Below are 20,189 nucleotides of genomic sequence, written 5' to 3'. Positions count from 1 at the left end.
GGCCGCAGCGATTCGGATTGGTCTGGACCCTTGACCTCCTCCTGGTCCAGACCAATCATGAGGCGTCCGCCCGTTCGCTCGCGCCCCACCGGGAGCTTCGATGAGACGACGTCCACGCCCCGTCCACTCCTTACTCGCCGCCTTCGCCACCCTCGCCGCGTCGGCCGGCCTGGTCCTCGCAGCGGGCACCGGCGCCGCGCATGCCGCGACGCCGCTGCCCGCCCACGTGTTCGCCCCGTACTTCGAGGCGTACTCCTCCGACAGCCCCGCCGACCTCGCCCAGAAGTCCGGCGCCAAGTACCTGACCATGGCCTTCGTCCAGACCGAGGCCAAGGGCTCCTGCACCCCCTACTGGAACGGCAGTACCGCCCAGCCCGTCTCCGCCTCCGTCTTCGGCGCCGACTTCGCCACCATCCGCTCGCGCGGCGGGGACGTCATCCCCTCGTTCGGCGGCTACGCGGCCGACAACGGCGGAACGGAGATCGCCGACAGCTGCACCAACGTGGACTCCATCGCCGCCGCGTACGAGAAGGTCATCACCACCTACGACATCACCCGCCTGGACATGGACATCGAGGACAACTCGCTGACCGACAAGGCGGGCATCGACCGCCGCAACCAGGCGATCAAGAAGGTGCAGGACCGGGCCGTGGCGGCCGGCCGGCCCCTCCAGGTCTCCTACACCCTTCCCACCACCACGGGCGGCCTCGCGAGCAGCGGACTGGCAGTGCTCAAGAGCGCCAAGACGGCGGGCGCGCAGGTGGACGTCGTCAACCTCATGACCTTCGACTACTACGACGGCGCCACGCACCACATGGCCGATGACACCCGCACCGCCGCCGAAGGCCTCTACAACCAGCTCGCCGCCCTCTACCCGGCCAAGACCCCCGCCCAGCTCTGGGGGATGATCGGCGTCACCGAGATGCCCGGCATCGACGACTACGGTCCCGCCGAGACCTTCACCACCGCCGACGCGAAGGCCGTCTACGACTGGGCCACCGCCAAGGGCATCAACACCCTCTCCTTCTGGGCCCTCCAGCGCGACAACGGCGGTTGCCCCGGGACCGGCGGCTCCGACACCTGTTCGGGCATCGCCCAGGACCCGTGGTACTTCACCCACACGTTCGCGCCCTTCACGGGCGGCGGCGGGCCCGTCGCGGACGACTTCTCCGTCTCGGTCACCCCGAGGTCGGCCTCCGTCGCCCCCGGCGGCACGGCCACCGCGACGGTCGGCACGGCCGTCGTCTCCGGCGCCGCGCAGCCCCTCACCCTGACCGTCACCGGCGCCCCCGCCGCAGTGACGGCCACCCTCAGCCCCGCCACCGTCACGGCGGGCGGCTCCGCCCGGCTCACGATCGCCGTCGGCGCCACGGCCGCGCCGGGCAGTTACCCGCTCACCATCACCGCCGGCGGGGGCCGGGTCACCCACTCCGCCGGCTTCACCCTGACCGTCCCCGGACCGGGCGGAGACAGCGGGGCACTGGTCAACGGGGGCCTGGAGAGCGGCTCGCTCGCCCCGTGGACCTGCGAGAGCGGGGGCGCCGTCGTCACCGCTCCCGCGCACGGGGGCACGTACGCCCTCAATGGCTCGCCGACCTCCGCGCAGACCGGTGAGTGCGCACAGACCCTCACCCTCGCGCCCAACACCGCCTACACCCTGAGCGGCTGGGTACAGGGCGGCTACGCCTACCTCGGCGTGCGCGGCGGCGCAGGCGGCAGTACGTGGACCAGCTCGGCGGGCTGGACCAAGCTGACCGTGCCGTTCACCACCGGCGCCTCCGGCACGGTCACGGTCTACCTGCACGGCTGGTACGGCCAGGGCGCGGTCTACGCGGACGACCTCGCGGTGAGCCCGCAAAACGGCTAGCGGCTAGTCTCGGCCGGGCCCGGGGGCGCACCCCGGGCCCGGAAGGGCGGCGACATGACGAACGGCACCAGCAGCGGCACGGACGGCGGGGTGCGTGTCCTGCGCGCGGCCGGGCGGCAGGCTGCGCCCTGGAAGAACGGCGGGGGAGTCACCCGGGAGGTAGCCGTCCGGCCCGAAGGCGCCGGCATGGAGGACTTCCTCTGGCGGGCCAGCCTCGCCGACGTCACCGCCGACGGGCCGTTCTCCGCGTTTCCCGGAGTGGACCGCACGCTCACCCTCGCCGAAGGCGCGGGCATGGACCTGACGATCGGCGGCGTACACCGCCTCGTGGACGAACGTTTCGCCCCACAGCGCTTCCCCGGCGACCAGCCGACCCGGTGCCGGCTCCTCGGGGGTCCCGTCGTGAACTTCAACGTGATGTACCGCAGGGACGCCGTCGAAGCCGAAGTGGCCGTAGTGCGCGGAGACTTGACGCTCGCCGTGTCGCCCGGCGCGACAGTGCTGGTCGTGGTACTGGACGCGCGGGCGGTACTCGGAGACTCTCTCCGGCTCGGCCCCTACGACGCCGCCCTGGTCACCGCTCCGGGCAACCGCACGCTCCGCTGCGCCGGTCGGGCGGCCGTGGTCCGGCTGACACCGCGCCCCCGGTGACCGCATGCCGGAACGGGCCGGATTCCCCGGGGGCGGTGCCGGCCGGTTCCTGCTCTACGCTGACCCGCATGGTGAAGCAACAGCGTGGCCAGGCCACTGTCGACCTGGTCCTGAACTCCGCGCTGCGGGTGTACGCCGAAGCGGGACAGCAGGGTTTCACCGTCAACGCCGTCACCAAGGCCAGCGGCGTGAGCCTCGGCAGCCTCTACCACCACTTCGGCAGCTTCGACGGCCTCGCGGCCGCCCTCTACACCCGCTGCATGGGCGAGCTGTTCGAGCAGATGATCGCCGCCCTGCTCCGCACCCGGACGGCGCGCACCGGAGTCCGGGCGCTGGTCCGGTCGTACCTGCGCTTCACCGAAGAGCAGCGGGACGCCGCGCTCTTCCTGCACGCGTCGGCCTACTCCGGCTACCTCGCCGTCCATGCCGAGGAGATCTCCGCCGCGAAGTCCGTCATGCTCCAGCCGGTGGCGCAGTGGTTCGGCGCCCGCGTGGCGAAGGGCGAAATCGCCGCGATGCCCGGTCCGGTGATCGAGGTCCTGGTCATGGGGCCGGTCGCGGAGGCCGCCCGGCGCTGGCTGTCGAGCACGTACGAGATCGACCTGGCCGAGGCCGCCAAGCTGCTGCCCGACAGCATCTGGCGCTCGCTGCGTCCGCAGTGAGGTGACGCGCGCCGCGGGGCTCGGGGGCCCGCGGCGCGCATCGTGTCAGTAGCGGAACCGCACGGTTCAGTGGAACAGCATGGAGGCGTCCCCTGCGGCCGTGGTGACCGAGCCCGGACACAGGAAACTGCCCGAGACCTTGGTCGCGGTGAAGGCCTGGTTCACGTACCTGCGTGTGGAACCGTCACGGTTCCACACGATGTTGGTCGCCTTGAACCGGCAGGAGACGAAGCTCATCTTGCCGTTGATGTCGATGGCGTCCGTCCTCGCGACACCGCTCGCGTCGTCGAAGGTGAACGCCGGGTTGTTGTTGAGGGAGGCGGTGATGCCGCCCCCGCAGGCCAGATTGCCGCCGGGGGCGTTGATGCCGGTCCGGTCGACGGTCAGGGCGCCCGGCGGGACGGCGCTGGTGCGCGCGTTCGTCCAGCTGCACGTGTTGCCCGAGACGACGATGACGCCGTCCACCTTCTGGTCGGCGGTGGGCCCGAGGGCCACAGCCGTCGTGGATCCGCCGAGGACCACCGCGGCGACCAGCGCGGTGACGCCCGGCCAGGTCGGGAACTTCCTCATGTCGCTCCTCCTTGCCACGTACGTGTGGGGGTGTACGGGCGGGGCCCGGGGGGCCGCGCCGCAGTGCGCCCGGCCGTCGCGGGCGGGGGTTCCCGCGGGCCGGCCGGGGGGAGAGAGCCTTCGTGTCCGGACCGGAGACCGCCCGGGGGACCGGTGCGGTCGAATCGCGCACACGTTCACGCACACGTTCACGCACAGGTCACGCACTCCGTCACGTGCACGTTCACGGAAGGTCGCACAGGGGTCTTGAAATGTCAGGCCCATGCCAAAGATTTGGCCGGATGGCGCCTCTTGGCGCGAGTTCGCCGCCGAGTCGTACGGGGCTTGTCCGGCACACGAGTGAGTCCCGACCGGCCACTCGCACACTTGCCCCATCCGCTACCACCTACATGCCGACCCGCCGGCGCGTCAGTCGCCGGGGCAGCACCCTCGGGGGAACAGTGATCAGTCGTAGGACCGTCGTCCGGGCAGGCGTGGCCGCCACCAGCGTCATCGGTACGGGCGGCATGCTGCTGCCGGTCGTGAACGCCGCCGCGAACGAGCCCCGCGCCGCCGGAGCCGAGCTCGACCCGGCCGGCATAGCGAAGTTCACGCAGCGGATGCCGCTGGCGCCGGTGCTCCAGCCGTACCTCACCACGAGCACCACCAGCTACTACCGGATGACCTTGAAGGAAGCCTCCAAGGAGGTCGTGCCGGGACTGACCACCAAGCTGCGCACCTTCAACGGCTCCTTCCCCGGCCCCGTCATCAAGGCCGAATCGGGCCGCCGGGTCGTGGTCAAGCAGACCAACGCGCTGGACGTGCCCACCTCGATCCACCTCCACGGCGCCCACGTCCCGCAGGACAGCGACGGTTCCCCGATGGACCTCATCGCGGCCAAGGGCGGCAGCAAGACGTACACGTACCCCAACACCCAGCCGCACGCGAACCTCTGGTTCCACGACCACGCCCACCACATGGAGTCGGAGAACGTCTTCCGCGGCATGACGGGCACCTACATCCTCACCGACGACACCGAACGCCGGCTGGGCCTGCCCTCCGGCAGCTACGACATCCCCGTCTCGCTGCGCGACGCCCGCTTCACCGACACCGGTGAACTGGTCTACGAGATGGGCGACTTCCGCCACCGCAACGTCATCCTCGCCAACGGCAAGGCGTGGCCCTACTTCGAGGTCGCGGCACGCAAGTACCGGCTGCGCTTCACCAATACCGCCAACCAGCGGTTCTTCGGCCTGAGCCTCGCGGACGGCTCGGAGATCGTGCAGATCGGCACCGACGGCGGCCTGCTGAGCGCCCCCTACCGCACCGACACGGTGTCCATCTCCCCGGGCGAGCGGGCGGACGTCGTCATCGACTTCTCCCGCTACCCCGTCGGCACCACCATCGAGCTGCGCAACAAGCACGTCGACCGGGACGAGCCGGCCAATGAGATCGGAGCTGTCCTGCAGTTCCGCGTCACCCGTTCCGCGCGCGACGACAGCGTGGTCCCCACGCAGCTCAGGACGCTCCCGCCGCTGCCCACCGCGACCGTCGACCGCAGCATCGACATGCGGATGGACGAGACGGGTGCCCCGAGCAGCATGGCGTACATCAACGGCAAGACGTACGACATGAACCGGATCGACACCGAGATCGCCTACGGTGCCACCGAGATCTGGACCGTCCACAACGCCAACCAGTACGCGCCGCACAACTTCCACATGCACCTGGTGCAGTTCCGGGTGCTGGAACGCAACGGCCAGGCGGTCACCGAAGGCCCGGAGACCGGGCTCAAGGACACCGTGCCGCTCAAGCCGGGCGAGACGGTGAAGATCCAGGCGACCTTCACCGGGTACCGGGGCACGTACGTCTACCACTGTCACCTGTTCGACCACGGGGCGATGGGCATGATGGCGAACATGCGCATCTCCTGACGTCGCGCGGCCGCCCGGCGCGGCCGCTCGGCCCCGGGGCCCGGCCCATCGGCCCGGCGCGGCCGGTTTCAGACCGCGCCGGGGGACGGCTTGCGGCCGAGGACGGCCCAGGCGCGCACCCCCAGCGTGAGGGAGCCGTCCGGCCGGACCGGCAGGGAAGCGCGCAACGCTCCGCGCAGCCGCTCCCGCTCGGGCGGGGCGAGGGCCGCGACGTAGCCGGGGGCGGGACCCTGGCCGGCCAGGAACGGCTCCCACAGCTCGGCGAACGCGGCGAAGCCGGCCCGCACCTCGATCGGCGCGACGTGCACGCCGTCCAGCCCCGCCGCCGTCCACAGCGCGCGCAGTGCCTCCGGGCGGCAGAGCGGGAAGCGGTGCCGCTCGTCGAGCGCGGCCGCGGCCGGGTCCAGTAGCGTCGCCGCTTCCCAGAAGCGGCCCAGGAGTTCCATGCCCTCGCCGTAGTCCCACACGTAGCAGGCGACGAGCCCGCCCGGCCGTGTCGCGCGCGCCGCTTCGGTGAGCGCGGTGTCCGGCGTCGGGAGGAAGTTGAGGGCGAGCGCGCTGACCACCGCGTCGCACGCCCCGTCGCGCACGGGCAGCGAGCGTGCGTCGGCGCGCACGAACCGCGCCAGCGGACCCGTGGCGGCGCGCGCCGCGGTGAGGAAGCCGGCCGAACGGTCGGCCCCGACGACCAGGCGCGGGCGGGCCCGTCGGGCGACCGAGGAGGTCAGGGCGCCCGTGCCGCAGCCGACGTCGAGCCACACCGCGCCGTCCGCGACGCCCAGCCAGTCCACGAACCGGTCGGCCACGAGACGGCTCCAGCGCCCCATGTACCTCTCGTAGGCGTCCCCCGCTGCCCAGACGTCGAACCTCTGCTCCGTCATACGGTCACGATGACCCACCGGGTGCCCGCAGGGCGCGAAGAGGGACTGTGTCGGGGTGGGTCAGCCCGCGGCGGGCGCCCCGTCGAGTTCCCAGGCGTGACGCTTGAACTCCCGGGCGAAGTCGGGGTGGTCCTCCCACTGGCGGGCGATGCCGCGCAGGACGTCCCAGTGGTGTTCCACCGACTGGTCGATGACGCGGCGGAGGGCGGGCTCGGCCTCGGCCCGCTGCTGAATGAGGCCCTTGACCGCGGACGCCTCCAGCACCGCGTTGCGCAGGGCGCGCAGGGCCCGGGAGGTGTCGTCCATCGCGAAGCCGTTCTCGCTGCCGGTCTCGGCGGCGAAAAGCGGGGTGAGGCGCGCCTCGATGAACGCGGTGATCCGCGTGAAGTGCTGAACGTCCATGGGGGCTCCATCTCCTGCCACACGGCCACACCGCGGCCCGGCATTCTCTCGGTACTCCGGCCGCCCCACCCTAGTGGGGCGGCCGGGACGGACGGCAGCCGGGCAGCCACAACAAAAAACCCCGGACCTCAATGGCGGCCGGGGCGATTCTCTGCGTATATTGGTTATTTCACGTCGACCCGCAAGGGTTACATGAAGAAGCTTTACGTGGACCTTTACGTAAGCACTGTATCGCGTCAGGAGTGGAATTGTCAACCGAGGAATTCCGGAATGAGCAGCAATTCATCACTGGGCTCTACGCACGCCTCGACGACCTGCGCGACCAGGCCGAACGCGCCGTCCGGAGCGCGCTCGCCGAGCCGGGAAGCGGGTTGCAGGCACGCCTGGAGCGGGATGTGCTGGTCGCCGAGCAGTCCGGTCTGCTTTCCGCTCTGAACTCCGGCGAGAACGGTCTGTGTTTCGGCCGGCTGGAGTTCTCCGACGGCCGGGACCACCACATCGGCCGCATCGGAATCAGGCAGGACGACCCGGACCGCACCCCGCTCGTCCTCGACTGGCGGGCCGAAGTCGCCCGCCCCTTCTACCTCGCCACCGGCCACACCCCCATGGGGCTGCGCCGACGCCGGCACATCACCACCCGGGGCCGTGAGGTCACCGCACTGCACGACGAGATCCTCGACCTCACCGACACCGAACGCACCGGCCACGAAGGGGCCGACGCGGACGCCGTCCTGCTCGCCGCCCTCGACGCCGCCCGGACCGGGCGGATGCACGACATCGTGCAGACCATCCAGGCCGAGCAGGACCGGATCATCCGCTCCCCGCACGCCGGCGTCCTCGTGGTGGAAGGGGGCCCCGGAACGGGCAAGACCGCGGTGGCCCTGCACCGCGCCGCCTACCTCCTGTACGCGTACCGCGAACTCCTCGCCAAGCGCGGCGTGCTGATCGTCGGACCCAACCCGGCGTTCCTCGGCTACATCGGCGAGGTCCTGCCCGCCCTCGGCGAGACGGGCGTGCTCCTGGCCACGGTCGGCGAGCTGTTCCCCGGCGTCCACGCCACCCGCGCCGACCGCCCCGGCGCCGCGGCCGTGAAGGGCCGCGCGGCGATGGCCGACGTGCTCGCCCGGGTCGTGGGCGACCGCCAGGCGCTGCCGGAGAACGTTCCGGCGGGCAGCGGCGAGGACAGCTCCGTGGTCCCCGAGCCGGCCCTGGAGATCGACCACGACGACTACGGGACCCTGCTGCTGGACCGGACGATGGCCCACGAGGCCCGCGACCGGGCCCGCGCCACCGGACTCCCGCACAACCTCGCGCGGCCCTACTTCGCGTTCCGCGTCATCGACGCGCTCACCGAGCAGCTCGCCGACCGGCTCGGCGCGGACCCCTACGGCGGCCCCAACCTGCTGGGGCCCGACGACATCGCCCAGCTCGGCAAGGAGATCGCCACCAGCGCCGAGGTGCACGCGGCCATCGACACGCTCTGGCCGCCCCTCACCCCCGAGCAACTGGTCACGGACTTCCTGGCGGACCCCACGTACCTGGACGCCGCCGACGCCGAGCTGATCCGGCGCCCCGCGACGGAGACCGGCTGGACGGCCGCGGACATCCCGCTGCTGGACGAGGCCGCCGAACTGCTCGGCGAGGACGACAGTGCGCGGCGCGCCGCGGAGGAGCGGGAGCGCCTGGAGCGCATCGCGTACGCGCAGGGCGTCCTGGACCTCTCACAGGGCTCGGAGTCCTACGAGTTCGAAGACGCCGAGAACGAGTACCTCGCCGCGCACGACATCATCGACGCGGAGCGCATGGCCGAACGGCACGAGGAGGCCGACCACCGCAGCGCCGCCGAACGCGCGGCCGCCGACCGGACCTGGGCCTTCGGCCACGTCATCGTCGACGAGGCGCAGGAGCTGTCCGCGATGGCCTGGCGGCTGCTGATGCGGCGCTGTCCCACCCGCTCCATGACCCTGGTGGGGGACCCCGCCCAGACGGGCGACGAGGCGGGCTGCGGCTCCTGGAAGCGCATCCTCGCCCCGTACGTCGGCAACCGCTGGGAGCTGGTGCGGCTCGGCGTGAACTACCGTACGCCCGCCGAGATCATGGACGTCGCATCCGCCGTGCTCCGGGCCCGCCACCCCGGCTTCGAACCGCCCCGCTCCGTGCGCTCCACGGGCGTACGGCCGTGGAGCCGGGCGACGGACGACCTCCCCGCCGCGCTCGCCGAGGCGGTGCGCACCGGCACCCCGCAGGAGGGCCGGCTCGCGGTCATCGCCCCCCGTCCGCTGCACGAGGCCCTGACCGCGGCGCTGCCCGGTGTGCGGGCCGGCGCGGAACCGGACCTCACCCACGCGGTCGTGCTCCTCGATCCGCGCCAGGCCAAGGGGCTGGAGTTCGACACGGTGCTGGTCGTGGAGCCGGCGGACATCGCGCCGAGCGACCTGTACGTGGCGCTGACCCGCGCCACGCAGTCCCTCGGGGTCCTGCACACCGGGCCCCTGCCGGAGGAACTGGGGGAGGCGCTCGTGTCGAGGTGAACCGGGCCCACGGGCCGCCGCGCCCCTGGTCCCGACCGCCCCGCGCGGCGATCATAGGGGGGCGCCGGCCCACCGGGGCCCCGCGCGCACCACCGGTTACGGGAGGTCGTGTGTCCGCAGAGACCAGCTACGCGTACGGGGTCCACGAAGTGCCGCTGCTCGGCGACACGATCGGCGAGAACCTGGACCGCACCGTGCGCAGGTTCCCCGAGCGCGACGCGCTCGTCGACATGGCCACCGGCCGCCGCTGGACGTACGCGGAGCTGGCGGCGGACGTCGACGCGCTCGCGCTCGGCCTGCTGGACCTCGGCATCACCAAGGGCGACCGGGTCGGCATCTGGGCGCCCAACCGCCCCGAATGGACGCTGGTCCAGTACGCCACCGCCAAGATCGGGGCGATCCTCGTCACGGTGAACCCCGCCTACCGCCCGCACGAATTGGAGTACGTGCTGCGGCAGTCGGGGATCCGGCTGCTGGCCGCCGCCGAGCGGTTCAAGACCTCCGACTACGCGGCCATGATCGAGGAGGTGCGCCCGCGCTGCCCGGAGCTGGAGTTCACCCTCCTGTTCGAAGGCGCTCTCTGGACCTCCCTGCTGGAGAGCGGCAGGCAGGGCGATCCGGCCGAACTGGCCCGCGCGCAGGCGGCGCTGAGCCCCGACGACCCGGTCAACATCCAGTACACCTCCGGGACCACCGGCTTCCCCAAGGGTGCGACGCTGTCCCACCACAACATCCTCAACAACGGCTTCTTCGTCGGGGAGTTGTGCCACTACACCGAGCAGGACCGGGTCTGCGTCCCGGTGCCGTTCTACCACTGTTTCGGCATGGTGATGGGTGCGCTGGCGTGTACGAGCCACGGGGCGGCGCTCGTCATCCCGGCGCCGTCGTTCGACCCTGCGGCCACGCTGGCGGCCGTGGAGGCCGAGTCGTGCACGTCGCTGTACGGGGTGCCGACGATGTTCATCGCCGAGCTCGCCGACCCCGGCTTCGACGCGTACGACCTCTCCAGCCTCCGGACCGGCATCATGGCCGGCTCGACCTGCCCCGTCGAGGTGATGAAGGAGGTCATCGACAAGATGGGCATGGCGGAGGTCTCCATCTGCTACGGCATGACCGAGACCTCGCCGGTGTCGACGCAGACCCGCGCGGACGACTCCGTCGAACGCCGGGTGTCGACCGTGGGCCGTGTCGGCCCGCACCTGGAGGTCAAGGTGGTCGATCCGTCCTCCGGCCGGACCGTCCCGCGCGGGGAGCCGGGCGAACTGTGCACCCGGGGATACTCCGTGATGCTCGGCTACTGGGGCGAACCCGACCGGACCGCCGAAGCCGTCGACGCGGCACGCTGGATGCACACCGGGGACCTGGCCGTCATGGACGACGACGGCTACCTGAGCATCACCGGCCGGATCAAGGACATGGTGATCCGCGGCGGCGAGAACATCTACCCGCGCGAGATCGAGGAGTTCCTCCACGGACACCCGGACGTCCTGGACGTCCAGGTCATCGGAGTCCCCGACGCCAAGTACGGGGAGGAGCTGATGGCGTGGGTCAGGATGCGCGAAGGCGCCGAGCCGCTGACCGCGCAAGCCGTTCGCGCGTACTGCGAAGGCCGCCTCGCCCACTTCAAGATCCCGCGCTACGTCCACGTCGTGGACGAGTTCCCGATGACCGTCACCGGGAAGATCCGCAAGGTCGAGATGCGCGAGACGGCCACCCGCCTCCTGGGAACCGGCTGAGCGTCGGCGTCAGCGCGGGGCCTTCGGGCCCTTCTCCACGGCCGCGTCGCCCTTCTCCAGGACCGTGTTGCCCGTCACCGTGCCGTCGCTCCCGGAGAGGGTGACGTCGTGCCTGACCCCGTCCGGGCCGAGGACCACGGCGTCCCACGCGCTCGCCCCGCCCTGTTCCACGACCACGCGCAGGGACTCCACCTTGCCACCGGAGACGGCCCCGGCCGCCTTGTCCACCGCCTGCGGGGCGGGCAGCGCGGGCAGCGGCGCGGGAGCGGCCGCCTCCGCACCACCCGCCCGGCCCGGCCGTCCCCACCCGGGTGCGCCGTGCTCCGTCCCACGGCCGCCCGTGCGGCCGTCGGTCTCCCGCCGGCCGTCCGTCCGGCCGCCCTTCGGCCCTTCACCGTGGCCGTGCTCCCCGGCGAAGGACGCGTGGCCCTCGCGCTCCTCGTGCCGGTGTTCGGCGACCGCCACGGCCGCCGCTGCGGCGCCGCCGCCGACCAGCACCACCAGCCCGAGGGCCACCCAACGCGTACGCCCCTGCCGGGTCAGCCGGACGAGCCTGCCACGACGGCCGGCCGGCGCGGCGTCCACAGGGACCGCTTTCGTCTCAACGGCGTCCGCGGGCCGGTCATCCGAAGGCTGGGGAGTGGAATGGGTCATCTGGCTGCTCCTCGCGTACTCCGGGCGCTCCGCCCGGCAGGGCAGATCGTGCGCCGCGCATCCTGAAGCTGCGCTGAAGCGAGCTGAAGACCCCTTCAGCAACCGCCGGGGTCCACCTGCGAACCTTGACCCCATGCGCGTACTGGTGGTCGAGGACGAGCGGCGGCTGGCCGCCGCCCTGCAGCGGGGACTCGGAGCCGAGGGCTTCACGGTGGACGTCGCCCACGACGGCACCCAGGGCCTGTGGCTGGCTGCCGAGCACGACTACGACGCCATCGTGCTCGACATCATGCTTCCGGGCCTCAACGGCTACCGGGTCTGCGCCCGGCTGCGCGCGGCGGGCTGCGAGTCGGGGATCTTGATGCTCACCGCGAAGGACGGCGAGTACGACGAGGCCGAAGCCCTGGACACCGGCGCCGACGACTTCCTGGCCAAGCCGTTCTCCTACGTCGTCCTCGTGGCCCGGCTGCGCGCGCTGATCCGGCGCACCGGCCGCCGCCGCCCGCAGACGATGACCTTCGGTGACCTGGTGGTCGACCCGGCCGCGCAACGGTGCACCCGCGGCCAGGCGGAAGTGCGCCTGACCTCCCGCGAGTTCGCCGTCCTGGAGTACCTGGCCCGGCGGGCCGGGGAGGTGGTGCCCAAGCGCGAGATCCTGGAGAACGTGTGGGACGCCGCCTACGACGGCGACCTCAACGTCGTGGAGGTCCACGTCAGCGCCCTGCGCCGGAAGATCGACGCACCCTTCGGGCGGGCCGCGGTGGAGACGGTGCGCGGCGCCGGATATCGGCTGGCGGCCGACGGTGGCTGAGCGGACGTCCCGGCCCGGCGCCCGGCTGCGCGCACGGGCCCTTGTGGTACGACGGCTCCTGGCGGGCGCCCCGCGACCGCGCTCCGTACGCGCCCGGGCGACGCTCGGGGCGTCCGCCGTGGTCGCCGTCGCCCTCGGGGCGGTCTCCTTCGCCCTGCTCGGACTGCTCCACGGCAACCTGGAGCGCAGCGCCCAGGCGGACGCGGAGCGGCAGGCGGTGGCCACCGCGGGGATGGCGGCGGGAGGCCGGCTCGACCCGGTGCTGGCCGCCGGGCGCGGAACGGACTTCCTCCAGGTCGTGGACGCCGGGGGCCGGGTGCTGGCGGCCAGTCCCAACCTCGCCGGCCGTCCCGCTCTCTCCGGGGTCCGCCCCGCGCGTCCCGGAACGGTCCGGGACACGTGGAACGGCCGTCCGGTGCGCGAGGAACACCGCCAGCGCGTCGTGCAGGTCACGACCGCCACGGCGTCGGGGCTGGTCACCGTCTACGCGGGCACCTCGCTGCGGCAGGCCGACACCGCCGGGGACATGATCACCGCCGCGCTGGCGGTCATGGTGCCGCTGCTGGTCCTGACGGTCGCGCTCGTCACCTGGCGCGTGACGGGCTGGGCGCTGCGGCCGGTCGAGGCGATCCGCGCGGAGGTCGCGGAGATCAACGAGCGCGACCTGCACCGCCGGGTGCCCGTGCCGCCGAGCCAGGACGAGGTCGCCCGGCTGGCCGTGACGGTGAACGCGACCCTCGACCGGCTCGAAGCCGCCGGGATCCGGCAGCGGCAGTTCATCGCGGACGCCTCGCACGAACTGCGCAGCCCCATCACGGTGCTCCGTACGCAGTTGGAGGTGGCGCAGGCGCATCCCGACCCGGCGTTGTGGGGCGAGCTGGTCAGCGGCGCGCTGGAGGACACCGTCCGGCTCCAGGACCTGGCGGCGGACCTGCTCCTGCTGGCGCGTCTGGACACCGCCGAACCGGCGCCGGCCGCCCCGGTCGACCTCACCGCGGTCGCCCGTGAGGCGGCGCGCCCGCGCGGGGGCGACCGTGTGCCGGTGGGGGTGGAGCTCGCGCCCGGGGTGACCGTGCGCGGCAGCACGCTGTGGCTGTCCCGGCTCGTCAGGAACCTGCTGGACAACGCCCAACGGCACGCCGCCCGGCGGGTGTCGCTGTCCCTGCGGGTGGACGAGGAGCGGGACCTCGCCGTGCTGGAGGTGTCCGACGACGGGCCCGGCATCGCGGAGGCGGACCGGGAGCGGGTCTTCGAACGCTTCACCCGGCTCGATGACGCCCGTAGCCGGGACGAGGGAGGGTCGGGCCTGGGCCTGGCGATAGCCCGCGACATCGCCACCGGTCTGGGCGGCTCCCTCTCGGTCCACGCCGCCCCCGATGGCGGCGCCCGCCTGGTGGCGACGCTGCCGCGGACGGCCCGGGGCTCGTCCGGCGGATCATGGGCCGAGCCGGGGCCGGACCGAGGCGAGGGCCGGCCAGTGCCCTGAACGTGTTGACCGCCCCCGGCCGGCAGTGCTGGAGTCGGCACGTGGACAGCATCCCCGCCAACCGGCGGCTCTGGAACCGGATCAGCAGCGCCTACCAGCACGAGCACGACCCGCAAATCGGCGCCCGGCCCCGGCTGTGGGGCATGTACTCCATCCCCGACGCACACCTGCACGCCCTGGGCGACGTCACGGGCAAGCGCGTCCTCGAACTCGGCTGCGGCGCCGGCCAGTGGTCCAGGGCGCTCGCCGCCGAGGGCGCCACCGTGGTCGGGCTGGACCTGTCCGAAGCCCAACTCGCCGCAGCGGGCCGTGCGATGGGAGCGGCCCGCTACCCGCTGGTGCAAGGCGCCGCCGAACAACTCCCCTTCGCCGCCGGCATCTTCGACCTGGTGTTCTGCGACTTCGGCGGGCTCAGCTGGGCGCCCCCGCACCTGGCCGTCCCGCAGGCCGCACGCGTCCTGGCCCGAGGCGGGCGCCTGGTGTTCAACGTCGCCAGCCCATGGTTCGAAGCCTGCTACGACGAAGCCGCCGGCCGCGTGACCACGACGCTGCAGCAGGACTACTTCGGGCTGCACGCCATCGCCGAGGGCGACGGCGCGACCAGCTATCAGCTCACCTACGGGGACTGGGTCAAGGTCCTGCGCGCCGCCGGTCTCGTCATCGACGACCTCATCGAGCCGCGGCCCGGACCCGGCACACCCAACGGCTACAACGAAACCGACCCGCCCGACTGGGCACACCGCTGGCCGGCGGAACTGCTCTGGGTAACCCACAAGCCGTAAGTTCCGCCGCGCCGGGACGTGCAGGCATCCCCTCGCCGGACGGGCCCTAGCGCCGGCGGGGTGCGCCGTTGACGAGGAGGGCGTCGGTGATCAGGCGGACGCCCCGGGCCAGGCGGGCGAGTTGGTCGAGTTCGACGGCGTACATGCGGATGGTGTTCTCGATGACGGACTCGGCGACGCCCAGCGAGGGCAGTTCGGCCCGGCAGGTCTCCAGGGCGACCCGCACGGCGCGTATCTCGTGCTGGAGCTGGATACGGGCGTGCCGGGTCAGGAGTACGGGGTGGCGGTTGAACGACGAGTAGGCCGCGTACCGGGCCGGCAGCAAGTCGCGCAGCCAGCGGATGGCGGTGCGTTCCCAGTCGTGACTTCCGGGGGCCTTGACCTGACAGGGCCAGTCCGGGCTGAGGGTGGCAGAGGCCGTCTGGGGCATTCTCGTCGCTTCCGAGTGGTGTCGAACTCTGATCGAGAGGGGTGGGCGGCCTCGATCCAGGGGTTGATCGAGGCCGCCACGGCGGTCTACGGGATCCGAAAGCCCGGATCGGGTACCCGGAAGCGGGCGTGAGGAGGAGTCGCTCGCTGCTGGGTGCTCGCTCGGGAGGGCGTGGGGTCGCTCTCCCCGGCATCTGGTGGATTCCGGCCGCGCCTCAGTAAACATATATACCGTCGAGTAAGCAAGCGTATGAAAAAATTCATGCGCCTCTCACGTGAACGTTCCTATCCGGAAAAGGAGCGCCCGCTTCCGCCCTAGAGGAAGAAACCGTGCAGGTCAGCGGCCTGTTCATACCCTTCGAGACGCGCCTGCGTCCGCTCCGGGTCCGCGTCCGCCATGGCCTGCAACAGGGCCGCCGACAGCATCCCGGGCGCCGCGTACGAGTCGAACACCAGCCGCGACCCGGTGCCGGCGGTGAGCACCACGTCCGACTCCTCCACCAGGGGGCCCAGCGTCGGATCGGTGATCAGCGCGACGCGCAGGCCGGCGCTGCGGGCCGTCCGCACCGCGGCGAGGGTCTCCTTGGCGTGCCGCGGCATGGCGAAGGCCAGCACCCAGGTGCCGCCCGCCGCACGGGCCTGGAGCAGCGCGTCGTAGGCGACGCTGCCGCCGCCCGTCACCAGGCGCACGTCGGGGTGGATGCGCCGGGCCGCGTAGGCGAAGTACTCCGCGAGGGAGACGGAGATGCGCAGGCCGAGCACGGTGAGGGGGACCGACCGGGCCAGGTCGCGGCCGATGTCCAGGATCTGATCCGTGTCGGCCAGCAGCCTGCGCACGTTCTCCAGGTTCTCGATCTCCGCGTCCACCGCCGCCTGGAGCTCGTTGTGGCGGATCTGTTCCCGGCTCTCCTGCTGGCCCGCGACGGCGTTCAGCGCGATCGGCTGCAACACCTCGCGCAAGGCCGGATAGCCGCTGAAACCCAGCGCCGCCGCGAAACGGGTCACCGACGGCTGGCTCACCCCGACCCGCTCGGCGAGATCGGTGATCGAGAGGAACGCGGCCTCGGTGAGGTGGTCGATCAGATACTGGGCGATCCGCCGCTGACCGGGGGACAGGGGGTGCCCGTCGAACAGCGCCCGGACCCGGTCGGCGGGGGCGCGCTCGTGCTCCGCGGCTTGCCCACCCGGCGTGATGGCGGCCGCCTGAGCGCGTTCCTGCTGCCCCGATGACACCGACGGGCCTCCTTCTCATGCCACTCGTGATCAAACATAGCTCACCGGTGAGTCACGAGGTCAGACGGTACAGACGCAGGGCCAGCTGGAGCTCCAGCGCGGCAGCCGGCGCGTTCCAGTCGTCGCCGAGGAGCCGGCGGATCCGGTCCAGTCGCTGCACCACCGTATTGACGTGGACGTGCAGGGCCTCCTTCGCCTTGGACAGGCTCGCGCCGTGGGCGAAGTAGGCGTCCAGCGTACGGACGAGATCGGTCCCGCGCTGGGCGTCGTACGCGATGACGGGGCCCAGCACCCGTTCGACGTAGCCGCCCACATCGGCGCGGTCGCCGAGCAGGACACCCAGGAACCCCAGATCGGCGAGGCCGGCGCCCTGGCCCGGCTGCCCGAGGGTGTGCAGGGCCTCGACGCACCGCAGGGCCTCCGCGTACACGGCGGGCAGCGCGCCCGGCCGCTCCGCGGGACCGGCGCCCCCCACCGTGACCGGGGCGCCGAGCGCGGAGCCCAGCTCGGCGGCCAGCGAGCGGGCCAGGTCCCCGGGGCGCCGCGCCGGGACCACCATCACCACGAGCCCCTGGTGCACGCCCGACAGCCCCTGGGCGGCGCGCGCCCTGCGGGCCGTTTCCGATGCCAGGCGCGCCCGCATCCCCGGATCGCACTGGAGCACGAGCACCGCGTGCGGCCGGGACAGGTCCAGGCCCAGCCGGCGGGCCCGGATCCGCCGGCTCGCCCCGTCGTGGACCCGGCCCGCCCCTTCCGGTGCCAGCAGGTCGCCGAGGAGTTCGCCGCGCACCCGGTCCTCGGCCTGCGCTATGGAACGCCGCAGCAGCAGCAGGAGGGCCGTGACCAGGCCGGCCCGCTCGAACAGGCGCCGGTCGGAGTCGGTGAGGCCGGGCCGCCCCGTCAGGGCGACGCTGCCGAGGAGCTCGGGGCCCGCCATGACGGCCCAGACCCAGACGCCGTCCACGGCGACGGCGCGCCCGCCGGTACGGGAGTCCGCGATCCCGCGCAGCGGCGCGGCGAGGGGCTCGGCGCGGACCCGGGCCAGTTCGGTGCCGTCGGCGTCATGGACCACGATCCCGCCGCCGAGCAGGGCCGCGACGTCCCGCGCGAGATCGCCCACGTCACCGCCGCGCAGCACGAGATCGGTGAGCCGGTCATGGGTCTCGGTGGCCAGGCGCATCGCTTCGCTGTGGGCCCGGACCGTCTCGTTGGCCCCGCCCAGCTCGACGAGCGCGGCCCGGGTCTCCTCCAGCAGCCGCGCGCCGTCGATGGCCACGGCGGCGTGGTCGGCGAGCGAGGACAGCAGCGCGACCGCGTCGGGGGCGAAGGCCCGGACGGCCCGGTCGGCGGCGTACAGCACGCCGATCACCCGCGTCCCCACGCGGAGCGGGACGCCCAGGATGCCGCGCAGCCCCTCCTCGCCGACGCCGCGGTCGATGGCCGCGGTGTGCTTGAACCGGCCGTCCGACCCGTAGTCGCTGGAGGCGTAGGGCCGGGCCGTCTGCGCCACGAGGCCGCCCAGCCCCTCGCCCATGCCGAGGCGCAGCTGCTGGAACGCGGCCGAGACCGAGCCGTCCGTGACGCGCATGAACGTGTCGCCCGCCACGGGGTCGTTGAGGGTGAGGTAGGCGACGTCGGTCCCCAGCAGGGTCCTGGCCCGCCGGACGATCGCCCGCAGTACCGCGTCCAGGTCGCGCAGGGCTGCGAGGTCCCCGGCCGTGTCGAACAAGGCGGTCAACTCCGCCTCCCGGCGCCGGTGCTGGCCGAGGGTCCGCCTGATGTCGAGCGCGACCCGCGTGGCGTCCTCCACGAAGGCGACGTCCGCCGGGTCGGCGCCGCCGGTACGGACCTCCCCGGCGGCCGCCGCGAACCGCTCGGCCGGCGCCCCCTCGGCCAGCAGGCCGAGCAGCGTGCGCAGTGCGGACGCCACCGGGTTGTCGAGGGGCGGGCGGGGGCTGGGGGCATCGTTCACGCGGCCCATGCTGACAGCCCTTCCGTCAGGCCTCCGAGGGGGTGGCCGGAATCCCCGGCCTCATGGCCGGGCCGCGTCGGACGCCCGGGCCGCCCCGGCGGCGGCCCGCTGCCCGGGGACGGCGACCGCCGGACCGTGGCCGATCGCCGCCAGGTTCCGGCCGCGGGTCTCCTTCGCGAACGCCACCGTCAGGGTGGTGACCAAGGCCGCGCCGCAGAGGTACACGGAGACGGGGAGGGAGGAGTCGTAGTCCTTGAGCAGCTCGACGGCGATGACCGGGGCCAGCGCCCCCGCGACGATCGAGGCGAGCTGGGAGCCCATCGAGGCACCGGAGTAGCGGACCTCGGTGTCGAACATCTCCGAGATGAAGGCGGCCTGCGGCCCGTACATCGCCCCGTGCAGCAGCAGACCGGCGGTGACCGCCACCGTGATGACGGCGAACGACCGCGAGTCGATGAGGGCGAAGAAGGCGAACGCCCAGACGGCCATGCCCACCGAGCCGATCAGCGTCACCGGCCGGCGGCCGATCCGGTCCGACAGCGCGCCCCAGGCGGGGATGGCGACGAAGTGGACGGCCGAACCGATCAGGACGGCGTTGAGCGCGCTGCTCTTGGGCAGCCCGAGGTGGGTGGTGACGTAGACGAGGAGGAAGGAGGTCAGGACGTAGTAGGAGATGTTCTCCCCGAACCGGGTACCGATGGCCGTCAGCACCTCGCGCCAGCTCCTGCGGAACACCTCGACCACGGGCGCCTTCTCCTTGCCCGCGCCCTCCTCCTGCCGGGCCCGGGCCTGCGCGGCGAGGAAGACCGGGGACTCCGAGACGGAGATCCGGATCCACAGCCCCGCCGCCACCAGCACGCCCGACAGCAGGAACGGGATGCGCCATCCCCACGCGAGGAAGGCCTCCTCCGACTGCACCGACGCCAGCAGCGCCAGCACCCCGGTCGCGAGCAGGTTGCCTCCGGGCGCGCCGGACTGCGGCCACGAGGCCCAGAACCCCCGGTGCTCCTCACCGCCGTGCTCGGAGACGATCAGCACGGCGCCGCCCCACTCGCCGCCCAGCGCGAAGCCCTGCACCAGCCGGAGCAACGTCAGCAGCACCGGCGCCCCGACGCCGATCCCCGCGTAGGTCGGCAGCAGCCCCATCGCGAAGGTGGCGCCACCCATCAGCAACAGGCTGAGCACGAGCAGCTTCTTGCGCCCGACCTTGTCGCCGAAGTGTCCGAAGACGACCCCGCCGAGCGGGCGGGCCAGGAAGCCGATGGCGTAGGTGACGAAGGCGATCAGCGTCCCGGTGAGCGGGTCGGCGGTCGGGAAGAACAGCTTGTTGAACACCAGCGCGGCGGCGCTGCCGTACAGGAAGAAGTCGTACCACTCGATGGTGGTCCCGACGAGACTGGCGGCGACGACTCTCTTGATGTTCCCGGGGCGGGCTGACGGTGTGGCAGAGGCGGCCATGAGTACCACTTCCGGACGGGGGCGGGGACGTTTCCGTGTCGCCACACCATAGGAACGCCCAGGTCAGTGGCACATGGTGGCCACAACCACACTTCCCGCCTCGCGGGTGTGCACTCCACCCATACCGCCTGGGCAGCGCAGCTGGAGGTCC

General features: G+C 72.6%; 17 protein-coding genes. 9 read left to right on the top strand and 8 right to left on the bottom strand.

Going from position 1 to position 20,189, the window contains the following annotated elements:
• Window positions 1-100 precede the first annotated feature (100 nt).
• From IE207_RS14285 to IE207_RS14275, 3 genes are all read left to right on the top strand, one after another.
• Window positions 101-1,867 (top strand): glycosyl hydrolase family 18 protein, encoded by a 1,767-nt coding sequence (locus tag IE207_RS14285; protein WP_190184526.1) that lies wholly within the window; start codon window positions 101-103, stop codon window positions 1,865-1,867.
• A 54-nt stretch (window positions 1,868-1,921) separates the two neighbouring features.
• On the top strand, window positions 1,922-2,518 hold the full coding sequence (locus IE207_RS14280) for a HutD/Ves family protein (RefSeq protein WP_190184525.1): 597 nt from the start codon (window positions 1,922-1,924) through the stop codon (window positions 2,516-2,518).
• A 68-nt stretch (window positions 2,519-2,586) separates the two neighbouring features.
• Window positions 2,587-3,180: a TetR/AcrR family transcriptional regulator gene (locus IE207_RS14275; RefSeq protein ID WP_190184524.1), complete on the top strand. Its 594-nt coding sequence runs from the start codon at window positions 2,587-2,589 to the stop codon at window positions 3,178-3,180.
• A gap of 66 nt (window positions 3,181-3,246) precedes the next feature.
• On the opposite strand, the gene IE207_RS14270 is transcribed toward IE207_RS14275, so the two are convergent.
• Window positions 3,247-3,750 carry a hypothetical protein gene (locus IE207_RS14270; protein WP_190184523.1) on the bottom strand — a complete coding sequence of 168 codons (504 nt, stop codon included), beginning with the start codon at window positions 3,748-3,750 and terminating at the stop codon, window positions 3,247-3,249.
• 440 nt (window positions 3,751-4,190) lie between these two features.
• On the opposite strand from IE207_RS14270, the gene IE207_RS14265 reads away from it, so the two are divergent.
• On the top strand, window positions 4,191-5,663 hold the full coding sequence (locus tag IE207_RS14265) for a multicopper oxidase family protein (protein ID WP_190184522.1): 1,473 nt from the start codon (window positions 4,191-4,193) through the stop codon (window positions 5,661-5,663).
• Between the two features lie 68 nt (window positions 5,664-5,731).
• Here IE207_RS14265 and IE207_RS14260 read toward each other — a convergent pair whose 3' ends face one another.
• Both IE207_RS14260 and IE207_RS14255 read right to left on the bottom strand, forming a co-directional pair.
• Window positions 5,732-6,544 carry a class I SAM-dependent methyltransferase gene (locus tag IE207_RS14260; RefSeq protein ID WP_190184521.1) on the bottom strand — a complete coding sequence of 271 codons (813 nt, stop codon included), beginning with the start codon at window positions 6,542-6,544 and terminating at the stop codon, window positions 5,732-5,734.
• Between the two features lie 60 nt (window positions 6,545-6,604).
• Window positions 6,605-6,946, bottom strand: coding sequence for a hypothetical protein (locus IE207_RS14255; RefSeq protein ID WP_190184520.1), 342 nt, complete (start codon window positions 6,944-6,946; stop codon window positions 6,605-6,607).
• Between the two features lie 248 nt (window positions 6,947-7,194).
• Here IE207_RS14255 and IE207_RS14250 point away from each other — a divergent pair, with 248 nt between their 5' ends.
• Both IE207_RS14250 and IE207_RS14245 read left to right on the top strand, forming a co-directional pair.
• The gene (locus IE207_RS14250; RefSeq protein ID WP_229873714.1) at window positions 7,195-9,477 is read left to right on the top strand and encodes a HelD family protein; all 2,283 of its coding nucleotides are present in this window, start codon (window positions 7,195-7,197) and stop codon (window positions 9,475-9,477) included.
• A 110-nt stretch (window positions 9,478-9,587) separates the two neighbouring features.
• A complete protein-coding gene (locus IE207_RS14245) occupies window positions 9,588-11,213 on the top strand; it encodes an AMP-binding protein (RefSeq protein WP_190184518.1) in 1,626 nt (541 codons plus the stop codon).
• Between the two features lie 9 nt (window positions 11,214-11,222).
• On the opposite strand, the gene IE207_RS14240 is transcribed toward IE207_RS14245, so the two are convergent.
• Entirely contained in the window at window positions 11,223-11,798 is a 576-nt protein-coding gene (locus IE207_RS14240) for a hypothetical protein (RefSeq protein WP_190184517.1), read from the bottom strand.
• Window positions 11,799-12,000: 202 nt separating this feature from the next.
• Between IE207_RS14240 and IE207_RS14235 the strand changes: the two genes are divergently transcribed.
• Genes IE207_RS14235 through IE207_RS14225 form a run of 3 tightly spaced genes read left to right on the top strand, consistent with a single transcriptional unit; the run spans window position 12,001 to window position 14,946 of the window.
• On the top strand, window positions 12,001-12,678 hold the full coding sequence (locus tag IE207_RS14235; RefSeq protein ID WP_190184516.1) for a response regulator transcription factor: 678 nt from the start codon (window positions 12,001-12,003) through the stop codon (window positions 12,676-12,678).
• A gap of 58 nt (window positions 12,679-12,736) precedes the next feature.
• Window positions 12,737-14,164 carry a sensor histidine kinase gene (locus tag IE207_RS14230; protein WP_190184730.1) on the top strand — a complete coding sequence of 476 codons (1,428 nt, stop codon included), beginning with the start codon at window positions 12,737-12,739 and terminating at the stop codon, window positions 14,162-14,164.
• A 41-nt stretch (window positions 14,165-14,205) separates the two neighbouring features.
• Complete coding sequence (locus IE207_RS14225; protein ID WP_190184515.1) at window positions 14,206-14,946, top strand: class I SAM-dependent methyltransferase; 741 nt, start codon at window positions 14,206-14,208, stop codon at window positions 14,944-14,946.
• A gap of 46 nt (window positions 14,947-14,992) precedes the next feature.
• On the opposite strand, the gene IE207_RS14220 is transcribed toward IE207_RS14225, so the two are convergent.
• From IE207_RS14220 to IE207_RS14205, 4 genes are all read right to left on the bottom strand, one after another.
• Complete coding sequence (locus IE207_RS14220) at window positions 14,993-15,376, bottom strand: hypothetical protein (RefSeq protein ID WP_190184514.1); 384 nt, start codon at window positions 15,374-15,376, stop codon at window positions 14,993-14,995.
• Between the two features lie 314 nt (window positions 15,377-15,690).
• Window positions 15,691-16,608: a MurR/RpiR family transcriptional regulator gene (locus IE207_RS14215; RefSeq protein WP_190184513.1), complete on the bottom strand. Its 918-nt coding sequence runs from the start codon at window positions 16,606-16,608 to the stop codon at window positions 15,691-15,693.
• 52 nt (window positions 16,609-16,660) lie between these two features.
• Complete coding sequence (locus IE207_RS14210) at window positions 16,661-18,589, bottom strand: helix-turn-helix domain-containing protein (protein ID WP_190184512.1); 1,929 nt, start codon at window positions 18,587-18,589, stop codon at window positions 16,661-16,663.
• 51 nt (window positions 18,590-18,640) lie between these two features.
• On the bottom strand, window positions 18,641-20,038 hold the full coding sequence (locus IE207_RS14205) for an MFS transporter (RefSeq protein WP_190184511.1): 1,398 nt from the start codon (window positions 20,036-20,038) through the stop codon (window positions 18,641-18,643).
• Window positions 20,039-20,189: the final 151 nt, after the last annotated feature.

Origin of the sequence: Streptomyces cirratus (genome assembly GCF_014650775.1) — a bacterium.
Lineage (GTDB): Bacteria > Actinomycetota > Actinomycetes > Streptomycetales > Streptomycetaceae > Streptomyces > Streptomyces cirratus.
Note: the sequence above shows the minus strand (reverse complement) of the source record. Positions and strands in the feature narration are given on the sequence as shown.